Source organism: Actinobaculum sp. oral taxon 183 str. F0552, from assembly GCF_000466165.1.
Taxonomy (GTDB): domain Bacteria; phylum Actinomycetota; class Actinomycetes; order Actinomycetales; family Actinomycetaceae; genus Peptidiphaga.
On record NZ_KE951477.1, the window covers coordinates 1 to 14,318 of the forward strand.

The window sequence follows — 14,318 nt, forward strand, 5'->3', positions numbered from 1 at the left end:
GGAGCACGCGAGGGCGAACCCGGTCGGCCCCCGCCTCGTCGGCCGCGGCCCGCCTCCCTTCGCCGCTCGCTGTCCGCCGCCTGCGCGCGGGCCTTCGCCTCTCCTCGCGAGGAGCCCGCCGAGGAGGGCCGCGGCGACGGCGAGAACCGTCCCGGCCGCTGCGATGGAGGGGAAGGCGATGGCCTGTGCGACCAGGGGGATCCTCGACAGCCAGGACGCGAGGGCGGAGCCCGGCAGGAGAACCAGGGACGCGTAGGCGCATCCCGCCGCGCCCAGGGCCGTCCGCAGGACGATGCGCGGAATCGAGGCTTTCATGTTTCCTTCCTAGCGTGCACGGGCCGCCGTTCGCGGACGGCGGCGGAATGCCCGCCCCGCAGGGCCGGGGAGCGGATTAGGAGAGGGCGTCCATCAGCTGCAGGTTGACGAAGATCCGTTCGCGGCCGATCCTCTCGTCCCGGAGGAACCCGAGTTCGACGAGGCCTTCGAGCCATTTGGCGGCCGTGGGGCGCGAGACGCCGCAGGCGCGGACGATGTCTGCGATCCGGCAGTACGGCTGGTGGAAGAGAGCGTCCAGGAAGTCGGCGCTCAACCCGCCGCGGAAGAGGGAACGGGTCTGATCTCGGATGGAGGAGCGGAGCCCCTGGATGCGGTCGAGGGTCGAAAGGGTCTCCTCCGCGGTCGACTGCACCGCGATGAGCATGAAGGACAGCCATTCCTCCCATGCGCCGTCGCTCGTCACGGCGAGCAGACGGTCGTAGTACTGATTCTTATTCCGGACGATGTGACGCGAGAGGTAGAGGACCGGCTCGGCCAGAAGGCCGCGTTCGACGAGCATGAGGATGTTGAGGATCCGGCCCGTCCGTCCGTTGCCGTCGGTGAAGGGGTGGATCGCCTCGAACTGGTAGTGGGCCGCTGCCATGGCGACGAGCGGGTCGAGCTCATCGCCGGCGTGAACGATCTCCTCCCACTCTCGGAGCTTGCGGGCGAGGAGCTCCTTTCCCTCGGGCGGCGTATAGCAGGGGTGCAGCGTCACCGGATTCCCGATGAAGGTTCCCGGCAGAGACCGCAGGCTCATCTCGTGTCCCGTCACCGACGAGCAGACCTCGGCTGCCGTGTTCGCGCTGAGGGGGCGCTGGCGGATCCCCCGGAGTCCGGCGAAGAGGGCTTCACGGTAGTGAAGCGTCTCCTTGACCGCCGGATCCGCTGCCGCGTCCTTCAAACTGGCATGCCGGAAGAGCTCGTCGGTGGTGGTCACGATGTTCTCGATCTCCGAGCTCGCCTTGGCTTCGAGGAGCGGGATGGAGGAGATCAGGATGGCGGGGTTGGGGATCCGCTTGACCGCCTGGTTCAGCCCGGCCAGTGCCCCTCTCGCCTCCGCCGCCGCTCGCAGGACGGGGCGGGTCTCCAGTCTGTCGACCGGCGGGGGAGGGAGGTCGTTATACGGCTCGTCGGGCTTCCACATGGGAAGATTCTAGACGCGACGGCGGAACGCGTAAAAGATCGGGCGAAATTTTTACACGTCCTGCGGACGTGCGAAGTTCTTTTGCACATCGGCGGAGTGGGAGGAGGACGGGAATCAGACCGGAGAGGAGCGGAGGAGGGGCTCGCTGTTCAACCGGTTCATCGAACTCGTCAGCGAGATCGTGCACCCCATCCTGCGGTCGCTGGCCGGCGCCGTCATGGGCGGCTCGTGGTAGGTTTCCGTCATCTTCGGCCTGCACTGGGGCCTCGTCCCGATCATGCTCTCCCGGATCGGCTCCGAGGGGTTCACGGTGTTGGCCGGCCCGGTGCTCGGCGCCGTGATGGCGCAGGCCGCCACCTTGGCCGTGATGATCCGCACCCGCGACCCCGAGACCCGCAAGCTCGCGGGGCCCGCGGCGTTCTCCGGCTTCCTGGCCGGCATCACCGAGCCGGCCATCTGCGGGATCAACCTGCCCCGCAAGCTCCCGTTCTACTTCGGGGTCCTGGGAGGCGCCGTCGGCGGCGTCTTGGCCGGTTTCGCGAGGGCCGGCATCCACGTCTTCGTCGTCCCCTCCATCGTGGGCGTCCCCGGATATCTGCGGACGCCGAGGCTGCCGCTGCTGTTCACCGGGGTGGCCGTCTCCGTCCTGATCGGCTTCTTCGCCACCCTGTTCTGGGGAGTCGACGACCGGGCGGTTCCCGGGCGAGGGGCGCCCGGCGATCGGGATCGCGCGGCTTCGGATTCCCCGATCGCCGACCACGCAGTTCCCGCGGCCGACCCCGCCGAGTCCGGAGCGGATCCCGCCGATTCCAGCCGGCCCTCCGCCGGTTCGGATTCGGCCGCCTCCGCCGCAGCCCATCCGGCCGGCGACGTGCTGGTCGCCGCCCCTCTGGCCGGCCGCATCATCCCCCGGACCGGGTCCCGGATCCGGTGTCCTCCTCCGGGACGATGGGGACGGGGCTCGGAATCGTACCCGCAGAGTCCACCGTCCGCTCCCCCGTGAGCGGTAGGCTCATGGTCCTCGTGGATTCGGGGCACGCCTACGGCATCCGGACCGACGAGGAAGCGGAGGTGCTGGTCCACGTCGGGATCGACACCGTCGACATGGCGGGGGAGGGCTTCACGCCTAGGGTGGCGAAAGGCGAGCGGGTCGAGGCGGGCCAAGTGCTCGCCGATGTGGACTTGGCGGCCGTCCAGGCCGCCGGGCATTCGACCGCCACTGTCGTCGTCACGAATACGGCGGTGTTGAAGTCCGTGACCCCCGCATCCGGAGACGCCATTTTCTGGCAGTGCGCTCGAGTTTTTCGGCGTACCCGTGACCCCGCATCCGGAGACGCCATCGCCGCAGGCGAGACCGCGATCACGGTCACCCTGTGAATCGTGGCCGAACGGAGACGGGGCGAACGGCCACAGCCAGCAGACGGATCGACCGTACGAGACAACCGAGAAGAAGAGAGGAACCGAGATGACCAACGCCTTTCCCGAAGGATTCCTGTGGGGCGGCGCCGTAGCGGCGAACCAGCTGGAGGGCGCCTACCTGGAGGACGGAAAGCTGCCCTCCATCCAGGACGTCATGCCGAAGGGCATCGCCGCTCCGCCGACGGAGGAACCCACCCCCGACAACCTCAAGCTCGAGGGCATCGACTTCTACCACCGCTACGAATCCGACCTCGACCTGTTCGCCGAGATGGGCTTCACCGCCTTCCGATTCTCCGTCGCCTGGAGCCGCGTCTTCCCCCGGGGCGACGAGGAGGCCCCGAACGAGGCGGGCCTGGCCTTCTACGACCGGCTCATCGACGCCTGCCTCTCCCGCGGCATGACCCCGGTGATCACCATCAGCCACTACGAGACCCCGCTGCACCTGGCCCGCGCCTACAACGGCTGGGTGGACCGCCGCATGATCGCCTTCTACGAGCGCTACGCCCGGACGCTGTTCGAGCGCTTCGCGGACCGCGTCGAATACTGGCTGACCTTCAACGAGATCAACGCCGTGCTCCACGCCCCCCTTCTCGCGGGCGGCATCTGGACGCCGAAGGAGGAGCTCTCCCCGCGGGACCTCTACCAGGCGGTGCACCACGAGCTGGTGGCCTCGGCGTCGGCGACCCGGATCGCCCACGAGATCGACCCGGAGCTGAAGATCGGGTGCATGGTCATCGCGTCTCCCGCCTACCCGCTCACGCCCGCCCCGTCCGACGTGTGGGCGGCCAAGCAGCTCGAGCGCGACTCGCTGGCGTTCGCCGACGTCCACTGCCGCGGCGCCTATCCCGGTTTCTTCCTCCGCAAGCTCAGAGAGCTGGGGGTCGAGCTGGACGTCGCCGACGAGGACCTCGAGACTCTGCGGCACACCGTCGATTTCGTCTCCTTCAGCTATTACATGAGCGTGTGCGCCTCGGCCGATCCCGGCGTCCGCGCCGGGAGGGGCAACATCATGGGCGGCGTCCCCAATCCCACCCTGCCGAGCTCGGAGTGGGGATGGCAGATCGACCCGGTCGGGCTGCGCATCGTCCTCAACGATTTCTGGGACCGCTGGGGCAAGCCTCTGTTCGTCGTCGAGAACGGCCTGGGGGCGCGCGACGAGCTGGTCGAGGTGGACGGGCGGCTGACCGTCGTCGACGACTACCGGATCGAGTACCTCACCGCCCATCTGAAGTCGGTCCGGGAGGCCCTCCGGGATGGAGTCGACGTCTGGGGCTACACCTGGTGGGGCCCGATCGACGTGGTCAGCGCCTCGACGGCGCAGCTGTCGAAGAGGTACGGGTTCGTCTACGTGGACCGCAACGACGACGGCACCGGGACGTTGGAGCGTTACCGCAAGAAGTCCTTCGACGCCTACCGGGCCATCATCGCCGGCAACGGCGCCGATCTCGGCTGATCGGCGCCGGGCGGGATCCGCCCGGGGGCGTCATGCGAATATCCGCAGTGTTCAACAACGACGTCGTGCTCGCCCGAGACGAACTCGGGCGGGAGACGGTGCTGACCGGACGCGGTCTGGGCTTCCGCGCCCACCCGGGGGATCCGGTCGAGGCGGACAGGGTGGTCAGGCGCTTCGTCCCGGTGGGGAACGCCGCCACCGTGGCGCAGGTGCTCTCCGAGATCCCGCCGGAGCGGCTGACGCTGGTCACCGAGCTGTTCGGAGCCGCCGTGCGCAGCCTCGGCGCCAGCCTTCCGGCGCTGTCCGTGGTCTCGGCGGCGGACCACATCCACCGGGCCGTCGAGCGGGTGCGCCGAGGGGAGCGCATCGAGTACCCGCTTCGCGCGGAGGTGGCCTATCTGCATCCGCAGGAGCTGGCCGTCGCCGAGCGTCTGTTCGAACGCCTGAACGAACGCCTGGATCCTCCGCTGCCGGCAGGCGAGACCTCCGCTCTGGCCATGCATCTATTCCACGCCTGCACCGGGGCGGCCGGCATGGAGAAGACGTTCGCCCACTCCGCCCTGATCCGGCGGGTCTTCGACCTGCTGTCCCACGCGATGCCCGGATTCGAACCCGATTCCGTCGACGCTGCCAGGTTCGCCGCCCATCTGCGCTATTTCTTCGTCCGGGACCGCGACGGCCTGGGGCTCGCAGGACCCGCACCCTCGGTGGTGGCGATGCTCGAGGAGCAGGAACCCGCCGCCCACAGGCTGGCCGAGCGCATTCGCGCCCTGCTGGAGCTTCGCCTCGGCCACTCGATCTCGAACGACGAGGTGGCCTATCTGACCGTCCATCTCGCCCGATTGGCGTGCGACGTCAAGGCGGCCTCCTCCTAGTGCGTGCCGGTCTGGCAGCATCAGCCCGCTTCGTGGTGCATCTCTGCGGCGTCCTCCCCGCGCGGTCGGTGGCCGAAAGAGATGCGGCAGGCGCCGATCGGCTGCGGGTTTCGCGCCGCCCCGGCGGATCACTCGTCGTGCTGGACGACCTCGAACCCGAGCAGATCCACGCTCATTCCCCGGCGCTCGTCGTCGGCGTGCCCGCCCGTGGGCCGTGCGGCGACCCACTTCTCATAGTTTTCGCGCGAATCCCATCTGGTCACGACGAAGTATCGGTCCTCGCCGATCACGGGGCGCAGCAGTTCGAATCCCAGGAATCCCTCGAATGAGTCGACGGCTTTCTTCCGGGCCGCGAAGCGCCGCTCGATCTCCGCCTGGGCGCCCTCCGGGAAGGCGAGTGCGGTGATGTTGACGAATGTCATGGTTCTCTCCTCCTGTCATCGAACGACGATCGGCATGTCGCCGAATGGCAACCGCTGCTCGCTCGCAAGTGAATCCTATGGCGGTTACCCTACTATGCCGAATGGGGAGAGAAACGGCTCTTCACAGTGGCTCCGACCGGCGTCGATCCGGTGACCTTTCGATTTTCAGTCGAACGCTCTACCAACTGAGCTACAGAGCCAGACGGACGAAAGCTCGGTCTCCCGAGCATCGACCCGCGACCCCGACGGGACTTGAACCCGCGACCTCCGCCGTGACAGGGCGGCGCGCTAACCGACTGCGCTACGGGGCCAATGAGGCATTGGCCTGCGTACCCCCAACCGGATTCGAACCGGTGTTAGCGCCGTGAAAGGGCGCCGTCCTAGACCACTAGACGATAGGGGCGGGACAAGTTTCCTGTCCGTTCCTGGCCGTTTCCGGTTGGCGGAACTCGTCTAGCTTAGAGGAAGCGCGACGGCCTTTGCAAAACCGGATGACCTGTGCCCTTGGTCACCGCGTCTGGTGCCTAGCCTTGCCCGCACGGGAGCTCTAGCCTTGTCCCATGGGAGCATTGTACGTTCACGCAGTTGTCGGTTTGTCGAGAAGTCTTGGAGTCATCGTCGGAACTAAGGGGGCGACGCGGACTCCGTCGCCATCGACGCCCACTCCGTCGCCCAGTCCGTCCCCATCGGTGCCGGTTCCATCGGACTCGCCCACGGGCGAGGCGGAAGCCGCGGTCAAGGCGACGGTCAGCGCCATCGGAGTGCTCGGCGCCGTCGCCATCGGCTTCCTCATCGGAATCATCGCCGCCATCGTCATCCAGGTGATCGGACGGCTCATCGTGCGCCGCAACGCGATGGCCAGGGCGGCGGCCCATCCCGCGGTTCGCCCGCTCCGCGCGGCTCTGGCCGTCGCGGGCGCGTGGGCCGGGATGCTCCTGGCCTCGCCGCAGAATCCGGGCGAGTCCGAGCCTCATTGGCGGGAACTGGCCCAGCACGGCTTCCTCATCCTGTGCATCGCCTCCCTCACGTGGCTGGTCTCCAACATCGTGCTCGGCATCCAGGACGTCCTGCTCTCGCGACTGAGGGAGACCGGCAAGTCCCGGTATCGCAAAGTGCAGACACAGCTTCAGATCCTCAACCGCATCACCACGGTGACGATCTGGCTGCTGGGTATGGCCGCCATACTCATGACCTTCCCCCTCGCCCGCGCGGCCGGGACCTCGGTGTTCGCTTCGGCGGGCCTGTTCTCCGTCGTCGCCGGCATCGCCGCCCAGTCCTCGCTCGGCAACTTCTTCGCCGGACTGCAGCTGGCATTCTCCGACTCGATCCGGGTGGGCGACATCGTCATCTGGAAGACCGAGTACACCAAGGTCGAGGAGATCACCCTCACCTACGTCGTCCTCAAGGTATGGGACGGCCGGCGCCTGATCGTCCCGTCCAAGGAGCTGACCACCCAAACCTTCGAGAACTGGACCCGACGCACTCCCGACATGCTCGGCTACGTCGACTTCCAGCTCGACTGGAGTGTGCCGATACCCCAGTTGCGGGCCGAACTCGATCGGATCCTCAGCGCCACCGACCTGTGGGACGGCGAGACCGGCATCATCCAGGTCCGCACGTCCGAGGGAACCTCGCTCCAGGTGTCCGCGCTGGTGTCGGCCAAGAGTCCCTCCGAGTTGGTCGACCTCAAGTTCTACGTGCGGGAGCGCCTGGTCCGGTGGATTCAGGCGAATGCGCCGGACGCGATTCCGCATTCGCGCAGCTTCTCCGATCCCGATCCCCTCGCCGAGGTGCCGGAGGGCGACGCCCAGGCTGCGAAGCTCCTGGCGGGGGAGGGCGCCGCGCAGACCGGGGCCTTCCCGGCGAGCGGGAAGGGCGCGGGGAGCGGCGCCGATTCCGGTGCGGCCGGATACGGCGCGGGTTTCACCGACGCGTGGAAGGCGTTGGAGGCCAAGGATGCGAAGTCGGGCGTGGCCGGCCAATCCCGTGCGGCCAGATCCAAGCTGGACAAAGCCAAGGAGCAGTTGGCGGCGGCGACCGAGGACGCGAACAGGAGAGCCGCCGAGAAGGAAGCTGCAGGCAGGCGCGGGGGCTCGCAGGCGGGAGGCGCCGGCCGGGGGAGGGCCGCCTCGCCGGCTGCCGCGACCGAGGTCATCGCCTACGGGCTGTCCGAGTCCGGAGGGCCGCTGCCCGCATCGGGTCAGTCGGGCCTGGCGCAGACTGAGCGCATCTCCTCCGTTCCGCCGGAGCTCATGGAGACCGGCTACGAGTCGTCGATCTTCTCAGGGTCGGCCGGAGCCGAGAAGCGCGCACGGGAGTTCTCCGGTCCGGGAGAGGACGCGCTGCGCGAGCGCGACGAGGCCGCGTGGAGGAAGGAGGCCCGCGAGAGCGGCCACAGCGCCGGTGAGTCGGAGCGTGAACGCCGCCACAAGCGCGCGTCTATGACCGAGACCGCCATATACAACGTCGACGACATCGCCTCGCAGGCTGAAGTCGAGGCCCGCGAGACCGGAGTGCAGGGCGGGTTGGGGCCCGATTCCCCTCGTGACGGAGAGTCGAAGCACGTCAGGAAGTGAAGCCTGCGGCAAGGCGCGGGTCGACACGATGCGCGCCTTGCCCTCGGCGAAGATTCCGAGAGGCCTCTGCCCCGGATCGACGGGGTCCCCCAAGGCCAGGTGCGCGTTCTCAGGCGCACACTCCGCGCGGGCTCCCGGCCGATGCACAGTCGGGTGCCTTCCCGCGGGCGCTTCGCGAGTGAGCGCCATGGCCCGCGGCCCCGGGGGTGAGCCATTCTTTCCCGCGGGCGCCTCCTGCGGACGGAGTCTCTCAGCCGAGAGCGAGTGACGGTGGACTGAGGGGGGCAGTGTGCGCCACGATGGATGCGTGACCGACAAGCCGCATCTTCCCCGTACCGACGACGAATGGCGCGAGGCTTTGACTCCGCTCGAGTTCCACGTGCTGCGCGAAGCCGGCACGGAGGCCCCCTGGACCGGCGAGCTGCTGGACGAAAGCCGCGAAGGGGTCTACCGGTGTCGCGCCTGCGGGGCCGAGCTCTTCCGCTCTGACGCGAAATTCGAGTCCGGTTGCGGATGGCCGAGCTTCTACGATCCAGCCGACAGCGACGCCGTCACGACGGACACCGACTACAAGCTGGGCTATCCGCGCACTGAGGTGCGCTGCGCCGCGTGCGATTCCCATCTCGGCCACGTCTTCCCCGACGCGCCCGCGACGCCCACCGGGCTGCGCTATTGCATGAACTCGGTGTGCTTGACATTCGACGCCGACGACTAGCCGCGCCGCTGGGGCGTTCTCGCCCTGACTGCGACACCACCGGGATGAGAGTGGCCACCTTCAACGTTCAGCGCGGCACTCCCTCCGCGGGCGCCCGCGAGGCGGGGCTGTCCGCCGGAGACGCCCTCGAAGCGGCAGCGACGGAACTGTCCGAACTCGGCCTCGACGTCCTCGCGCTGCAGGAAGTCGACGAACCCCTGCGAGGCCTCGCCCCCTCCGCCTATCGATCGCTTTCGGCGGCCTCGAACCTGGCGAACCGGCGTTTCGCGCCGGCTCGGCGCCTCTTGACGGCCTTCGCCGCCGCTTTGCGCGGACGCCGCCGGTCGGGATACGGAATCGCCCTCGCCACGCGGCTCCCCGTCCTGTCCTGGAAGGTCCTGCGCCTGCCCAGCTGGAAGTCCCCGATCCGCCGCGACCTCTCCGGCGAGCGCGGCGTCGCGGGGCGGTACATCCGTTTCGAAGAGCAGCGCATGGCCATCGTTGCCGCGCTCGACGCGGGGCGCCCGCTCCTCGTGTGCGCCACCCATCTGGCGCCGAATTCGGCCCTCAACTCCCGCCAACTGGCCTGGCTGGAGCGCCGCCTGCCGCGGATCGCCCGGCGTCGCGGCATTCGCGGGGCTCCGATCCTCGTGCTCGGGGATCTCAACATGGACGTGGAGAAGGTGCGCAGGGGGAGCGGACTCGGCGTTCTGGCTGAGGGCCTGACCTATCCGGAAGACGCCCCGGACGCCCAGATCGATCACGTCCTCGGGTGGGGAATGGTCCCCGGAGGAGAGGCGAGCGTCGTCCACCTTCCCGTCTCCGACCACGCGGGCCTCGTGGCAGACGTGGAGTTCGAGTAAAGCCCTGCCCCTAGACCGGCAAAGCCCCGCCCCTAGGTCGGCGGAGACCGTGTTTACACCGCATCTCACGTAGTGGGCACGGTTACACTTTCTCACGGAATGGGCTTAGGATCGGTCCCACGAGGGCGTAGGATCTACATCACCAGGCGGCGACTGGCGTGTACCGAAGCAGCTGGCATCACATGGTCTCTGCGGCCTCTCACCCCGGGCAACCGACGATTGCCCATCCCCGATTGCAACGGAGAAATCGATATGGAACCCGATACGATCCTCGAGGTCGAGCGGCAATTCGATGTGCCGCGAAGCGTTCTGTTCCGGGCTTTCACCGAGCCGAAGGCACTCGCCCAGTGGTTCGCTCCGGACGGCTGGCACGTGGTGCCGGAGTCCGTGGAACTGGACCCGAAGCTGGGCGGACGACTCCGGCACACCAAGACCCGCGACGACGACCCATCCCGGATATGGGTGGTTGACGGCCTCTACACGGAGGTCTTCTACCCGGACGTCCTGGTGACGAAGCAGCGCATCAGCGGAATCCCCGGAATCGATCCCGCCAAACCCGTTGAGCTTCGCGTCGAATTCACTCGCCTCGGCCATGGCAAGACGCTTCTACGCATCGTGCAGGGCCCCTACACTTCCGAAGCCGCTCAGGACTATTCCGACGGCTGGGAGTCCATTCTCAATCATTTGCAGGAATATCTCGACGCCACTCAGAGCGTCTCCTCATAGAACGAGGTCCCATGAGCGAAAAGACGACAACCCTCATTCGGCATAAGCCGATGATGTCGATGAAGCAGATTCTCTTGATGAACTTCGGTTTCTTCGGCATTCAGTATTCCTTCGGCATGCAGCAGACGGCCATCAACCCGATCTACAATCTGCTGGGAGCCACTCCAGACGAACTGCCGTTGCTCAACATGGCCGGCCCCATCACCGGCCTGCTGATTCAGCCGGTCATCGGCGCCCTCTCCGATCGCACATGGAGCGAGAAGTGGGGGCGGCGAAAGCCCTACTTCCTCGTCGGCGCAGTGGGGTGCTCCGTCTGTCTCTTCCTCTTCCCGATGGTCTCCGCGCTGTGGATGGCCGTGCTCCTCCTCTGGCTGCTCGACGCCTCCAACAACACGGCCATGGAACCCTACCGCGCCTTCATCGCGGACAAACTGCCCCCGAGCCAGACCGCCAAGGGTTTCCTCGCCCAGTCCTTCTTCACCGGCTTCGGCATCACCCTCGCCAACATCTCTATGTTCCTCTTCAAGTGGCTCCTTGGAGAGTCGCGCGCGGGCGGCCTGCCTTACTGGGTCTTCGCGGCCTTCTGGGTCGGCGCGGTGTTTTCGATCGGGTCGGTCCTGGTCTCGGTCCTCTCCACGAATGAGATCCCGCCGACGCCGGAAGAGCTCAAGAAGATGCGTGCGGAGAAGGAACGCGAGCGCTTCGGGGCCCTCAAGGACATCTGGGTCGCCATCGTCGAGATGCCCAAGGAGCTGCGCAAGCTCTCCCTCGTCTACCTGTTCCAGTGGTACGCGCTCTTCGTCTACTGGCAGTACGTCTCGCTGTCGATCGCCAAATCGATCTACGGCACGGAGGATACGAAGTCCGCGCTTTACGAGGACGCCACGGCGTGGACGGGCCTGGTCAACGGCTTTTACAACGTCGTGACGTTCTGCGTCGCCTTCTCCCTCGTCTCCGTGGCGAAGAAGCGCGGAGCGAAGTGGGTCCACATCGTCTGTCTGCTCTTCTCGATGGTCGGTCTGCTGATCTTCCCGCACATCACCGACAAGTACCTCGTCTTCATTCCGATGGTCGGATTCGGCATCGGTTGGGCGTCCATGATGGGCGTCCCGTATATCATGGCTGTGCGCATGGTCCCATCCAGTCGCTACGGCGTCTATATGGGAATCGTCAACATGATGATCGTCATACCGCAGCTTCTGGAGACCGTGTCGTTCGGCTGGGTCTTCAAGCATCTGCTCGGCGGAAACCCGACGCACGCCATAACGTTCGCCGGGGTCTGCATGGGGCTGGCCGCTGCGGCGACGCTCTGGATAAAGGAGCCGCCCATCGTCCGCGATATGGACGACGTCACCGCACCTCCCAAGGTCTTTTCGGAGAAGGAGAAGTAGGGGAATAAATGAGCATCACTGAAGTACCGGCTTACAACCGGATTCTCGTCGGCACCGACGGCAGTCTCCTCGCGGAGCCGACGATAGTTAGGGCGGCCGGCCTCGCCGCCGCCAACGGGGCGGACGTCGTCATCGTCTGCGCCTACACCACGCTGAGCCCGCGCGAGAGCGCCAGCCAGGAGGCGAGCGCCGCCCAGGTGGCCACCCTCGGCCAGGTGCCGGGCGCCGCGACTGCGACGAAGGCCTTGGAAGAGGCCGTCGCTATCGTCGAACAGCACGGTGCGCGCGTGGCCGCGGCGCTCCTCGTCGACGCCGAGCCGGCGGTGGCCCTCCTCGAGGCCGCCAAGCAATACGAGGTCGACGCCCTCGTCCTCGGCGCCATCCGCGACACGTCGATCGTCGGGCGCCTCCTCGGGAACGTGGCATCCGAAGTCGTGCGCAAAGCCCACCGCGACGTGCTCATCGTGCGGCCCCTGCCGGGCTCCGACGAGCCCAACGTCGGCGAGGACGTCGTCGTAGAGACCCAGGAGACCTGACATGGGGCTTGACGCAGCGACCCAGCGCGACTTCGACTTGCGCTGGGCGCGGTACATCCCTCAGATCCGGTCCAGCCTGGAGATCCTCTACCCGGGACGGGTCGACGAAGTCGAGTCCAGGCTCGCCGAGATCGTCACGACCGCAATGTCCGAGCGGCCCGAGGAGCTCAAGGACCTGGACCAGGAGCGCATTCTGCGTCCCGACTGGCTCCAGCAGCCCGAGATGATCGGGTACGTCGCATACGCCGACCGTTTCGCCGGTGACCTGGCGGGTGTGGGCGAGCACATCGACTATCTCACGGGACTGGGCGTGAAGTACCTCCATATCATGCCCTTCCTCCAGCCGAGGGATGGGGCCAACGACGGCGGCTACGCGGTGGCCGACTACCGCAAGGTGCGCTCCGACCTCGGCACGATGGACGACCTCGAACGGCTGACGAAGAGCCTGCGGGAGAACGGCATCAGCCTGGTGATGGACCTCGTCCTCAACCACGTGGCCAAGGAACACGAGTGGGCCGAGGCCGCCCGCAGGGGCGAGCCGCGGTATCGCGACTATTTCATCATGTTCCCCGACCGCGAGATGCCGGATCAGTACGAGAGGTCTCTGCCGGAGATCTTCCCGGACTTCGCCCCCGGCAACTTCACCTGGAACGACGAGGCCGGCCAGTGGGTGTGGACGACGTTCAACGAGTACCAGTGGGACCTCAACTGGGCGAATCCCGATGTGCTCTACGAATTCGTCGAGCTCATCTGCTGGCTGGCGAACAAGGGCGTGGACGTCTTCCGTTTGGACGCCATCGCCTTCATCTGGAAGCGCATGGGGACCAACTGCCAGAACCAGCCGGAGGTCCACGACCTCACGCAGGTCCTGCGCGGGTGCCTTCGCATCGCCGCTCCCGCGGTGGCGTTCAAGGCGGAGGCGATCGTCGCCCCCGAGGATCTCATGCCCTACCTGGGTGTGGGGCACCACTACGGTCTCGTCTCCGACATGGCCTATCACAACGAGCTCATGGTTCAGCTGTGGAACTCCTTGGCCACGGGCGGAGCGGAGATGGCGCAGGTGGCCTTGGCCGAGATGCCCCTCAAGCCGACGAGCGCGACATGGGCGACGTACGTCCGCTGCCATGACGACATCGGCTGGGCGATCTCGGACCACGACGCCGAGATGGTCGGCGTGACGGGGTTCGAGCACCGCAAGTACCTCTCCGACTTCTACTCGGGAGCCTTCCCGGGCTCGTTCGCCCGGGGGCTGGTCTTCCAAGAGAACCCCGTCACCGGGGACCGCCGCATCTCGGGGAGCTGCGCGAGCCTGGCGGGTCTGGAGAAGGCCGTCGAGGAAGGCGACGAGGAGGCCGTCGAGCTGGCGGTCGCCCGGATCGCGCTCATGTACGCCGTGATCAGCGGCTACGGCGGGGTCCCCCTGCTGTACATGGGCGACGAACTCGGGATGTTCAACGACATGCACTACGTCGACGACCCGTCGCATGCCGAGGACAACCGCTGGGCGCACCGTCCGTTCATGGACTGGGATCTGGCCAAGGCGGTCGAGACCGACACGGCCAGTCCCGCCGGCAGGGTCAACGCGGCGATCCGGCACATCCTTGCCGTTCGCACCGCCACGACTCAGATCCATGCGGCGACCCCCTCCGTTCCGATCGAGAGCCCGGAGCACCGTCTGCTCATCCTGGAACGCAACCATCCTCTGGGGAAGATGGTCCAGGTGTACAACTTCACCGGCGAGACCGTGTCGTTGCGTCACGACGTCCTCGCCAAACGAGTGGGATTCGACGCCCACGAGCTGCTCGGCGGATACGATTGGGATCTGCGCTTGCCGCGGATCGACTTCGCGCCGTACCAGGCGGCCTGGTTCGTCGGGGCCGAGATCTAGCCCGCAATCCGCG

Annotated in this window: 15 protein-coding genes and 3 tRNA genes; 11 read left to right on the forward strand and 7 right to left on the reverse strand. The window is 67.2% G+C overall.

Annotated elements, in window-relative coordinates; all coding sequences use genetic code 11:
- From HMPREF0043_RS09635 to HMPREF0043_RS11815, 3 genes are all read right to left on the reverse strand, one after another.
- The coding region (locus tag HMPREF0043_RS09635; RefSeq protein ID WP_021602893.1) for a hypothetical protein at positions 1–315 on the reverse strand (315 nt) is incomplete at its 3' end.
- Positions 316–391: 76 nt separating this feature from the next.
- Complete coding sequence (locus HMPREF0043_RS09640; protein ID WP_021602894.1) at positions 392–1,462, reverse strand: Fic family protein; 1,071 nt, start codon at positions 1,460–1,462, stop codon at positions 392–394.
- A gap of 114 nt (positions 1,463–1,576) precedes the next feature.
- Positions 1,577–1,741, reverse strand: coding sequence for a hypothetical protein (locus HMPREF0043_RS11815; RefSeq protein WP_021602895.1), 165 nt, complete (start codon positions 1,739–1,741; stop codon positions 1,577–1,579).
- Between HMPREF0043_RS11815 and HMPREF0043_RS09645 the strand changes: the two genes are divergently transcribed.
- The 4 genes from HMPREF0043_RS09645 (at position 1,740) to HMPREF0043_RS09655 (ending at position 5,209) form a co-directional block, all read left to right on the forward strand.
- A complete protein-coding gene (locus tag HMPREF0043_RS09645) occupies positions 1,740–2,465 on the forward strand; it encodes a PTS transporter subunit EIIC (protein ID WP_021602896.1) in 726 nt (241 codons plus the stop codon). The genes HMPREF0043_RS11815 and HMPREF0043_RS09645 overlap by 2 nt on opposite strands.
- Complete coding sequence (locus HMPREF0043_RS10375; RefSeq protein ID WP_084432565.1) at positions 2,411–2,839, forward strand: PTS sugar transporter subunit IIA; 429 nt, start codon at positions 2,411–2,413, stop codon at positions 2,837–2,839. Before HMPREF0043_RS09645 ends, HMPREF0043_RS10375 begins: the two co-directional genes overlap by 55 nt.
- 88 nt (positions 2,840–2,927) lie before the next feature.
- Positions 2,928–4,334, forward strand: a complete 1,407-nt coding sequence (locus HMPREF0043_RS09650; RefSeq protein ID WP_021602898.1) for a glycoside hydrolase family 1 protein — start codon at positions 2,928–2,930, stop codon at positions 4,332–4,334.
- Positions 4,335–4,366: 32 nt separating this feature from the next.
- Positions 4,367–5,209 carry a PRD domain-containing protein gene (locus HMPREF0043_RS09655; protein ID WP_021602899.1) on the forward strand — a complete coding sequence of 281 codons (843 nt, stop codon included), beginning with the start codon at positions 4,367–4,369 and terminating at the stop codon, positions 5,207–5,209.
- Positions 5,210–5,337: 128 nt separating this feature from the next.
- Here HMPREF0043_RS09655 and HMPREF0043_RS09660 read toward each other — a convergent pair whose 3' ends face one another.
- The 4 genes from HMPREF0043_RS09660 to HMPREF0043_RS09675 form a co-directional block, all read right to left on the reverse strand.
- Positions 5,338–5,631, reverse strand: coding sequence for an antibiotic biosynthesis monooxygenase family protein (locus HMPREF0043_RS09660; protein ID WP_021602900.1), 294 nt, complete (start codon positions 5,629–5,631; stop codon positions 5,338–5,340).
- Positions 5,632–5,758: 127 nt separating this feature from the next.
- Positions 5,759–5,831, reverse strand: a tRNA-Phe gene (locus HMPREF0043_RS09665).
- A gap of 37 nt (positions 5,832–5,868) precedes the next feature.
- A tRNA-Asp gene (locus HMPREF0043_RS09670) sits at positions 5,869–5,942 on the reverse strand.
- Between the two features lie 19 nt (positions 5,943–5,961).
- Positions 5,962–6,034, reverse strand: a tRNA-Glu gene (locus HMPREF0043_RS09675).
- Between the two features lie 286 nt (positions 6,035–6,320).
- Between HMPREF0043_RS09675 and HMPREF0043_RS10380 the strand changes: the two genes are divergently transcribed.
- The 7 genes from HMPREF0043_RS10380 (at position 6,321) to HMPREF0043_RS09710 (ending at position 14,305) form a co-directional block, all read left to right on the forward strand.
- Complete coding sequence (locus tag HMPREF0043_RS10380; RefSeq protein WP_021602901.1) at positions 6,321–8,207, forward strand: mechanosensitive ion channel domain-containing protein; 1,887 nt, start codon at positions 6,321–6,323, stop codon at positions 8,205–8,207.
- A 307-nt stretch (positions 8,208–8,514) separates the two neighbouring features.
- On the forward strand, positions 8,515–8,922 hold the full coding sequence (gene msrB, locus HMPREF0043_RS09685) for a peptide-methionine (R)-S-oxide reductase MsrB (RefSeq protein WP_021602902.1): 408 nt from the start codon (positions 8,515–8,517) through the stop codon (positions 8,920–8,922).
- Between the two features lie 50 nt (positions 8,923–8,972).
- The gene (locus HMPREF0043_RS09690) at positions 8,973–9,764 is read left to right on the forward strand and encodes an endonuclease/exonuclease/phosphatase family protein (RefSeq protein ID WP_232206122.1); all 792 of its coding nucleotides are present in this window, start codon (positions 8,973–8,975) and stop codon (positions 9,762–9,764) included.
- A 252-nt stretch (positions 9,765–10,016) separates the two neighbouring features.
- Positions 10,017–10,490, forward strand: coding sequence for an SRPBCC family protein (locus HMPREF0043_RS09695; RefSeq protein ID WP_021602904.1), 474 nt, complete (start codon positions 10,017–10,019; stop codon positions 10,488–10,490).
- 59 nt (positions 10,491–10,549) lie between these two features.
- Positions 10,550–11,881: an MFS transporter gene (locus tag HMPREF0043_RS09700; RefSeq protein WP_232206124.1), complete on the forward strand. Its 1,332-nt coding sequence runs from the start codon at positions 10,550–10,552 to the stop codon at positions 11,879–11,881.
- 8 nt (positions 11,882–11,889) lie between these two features.
- The gene (locus HMPREF0043_RS09705) at positions 11,890–12,417 is read left to right on the forward strand and encodes a universal stress protein (protein WP_021602906.1); all 528 of its coding nucleotides are present in this window, start codon (positions 11,890–11,892) and stop codon (positions 12,415–12,417) included.
- A gap of 1 nt (position 12,418) precedes the next feature.
- On the forward strand, positions 12,419–14,305 hold the full coding sequence (locus tag HMPREF0043_RS09710) for an alpha-amylase family protein (protein ID WP_021602907.1): 1,887 nt from the start codon (positions 12,419–12,421) through the stop codon (positions 14,303–14,305).
- Positions 14,306–14,318 lie beyond the last annotated feature (13 nt).

Excerpts from the sequence above, each read along its gene's own strand:
- HMPREF0043_RS09700 (WP_232206124.1), top strand. The coding sequence starts at position 10,550 with ATGAAGCAGATTCTCTTGATGAACTTCGGTTTCTTCGGCATTCAGTAT.
- HMPREF0043_RS09660 (WP_021602900.1), bottom strand. The coding sequence starts at position 5,631 with ATGACATTCGTCAACATCACCGCACTCGCCTTCCCGGAGGGCGCCCAG.
- HMPREF0043_RS09640 (WP_021602894.1), bottom strand. The coding sequence starts at position 1,462 with ATGTGGAAGCCCGACGAGCCGTATAACGACCTCCCTCCCCCGCCGGTC.
- HMPREF0043_RS09695 (WP_021602904.1), top strand. The coding sequence starts at position 10,017 with ATGGAACCCGATACGATCCTCGAGGTCGAGCGGCAATTCGATGTGCCG.
- HMPREF0043_RS10375 (WP_084432565.1), top strand. The coding sequence starts at position 2,411 with ATGGGGACGGGGCTCGGAATCGTACCCGCAGAGTCCACCGTCCGCTCC.
- HMPREF0043_RS11815 (WP_021602895.1), bottom strand. The coding sequence starts at position 1,741 with ATGATCGGGACGAGGCCCCAGTGCAGGCCGAAGATGACGGAAACCTAC.
- HMPREF0043_RS09645 (WP_021602896.1), top strand. The coding sequence starts at position 1,740 with ATGCTCTCCCGGATCGGCTCCGAGGGGTTCACGGTGTTGGCCGGCCCG.
- HMPREF0043_RS09655 (WP_021602899.1), top strand. The coding sequence starts at position 4,367 with ATGCGAATATCCGCAGTGTTCAACAACGACGTCGTGCTCGCCCGAGAC.
- HMPREF0043_RS09710 (WP_021602907.1), top strand. The coding sequence starts at position 12,419 with ATGGGGCTTGACGCAGCGACCCAGCGCGACTTCGACTTGCGCTGGGCG.
- HMPREF0043_RS09650 (WP_021602898.1), top strand. The coding sequence starts at position 2,928 with ATGACCAACGCCTTTCCCGAAGGATTCCTGTGGGGCGGCGCCGTAGCG.
- HMPREF0043_RS09705 (WP_021602906.1), top strand. The coding sequence starts at position 11,890 with ATGAGCATCACTGAAGTACCGGCTTACAACCGGATTCTCGTCGGCACC.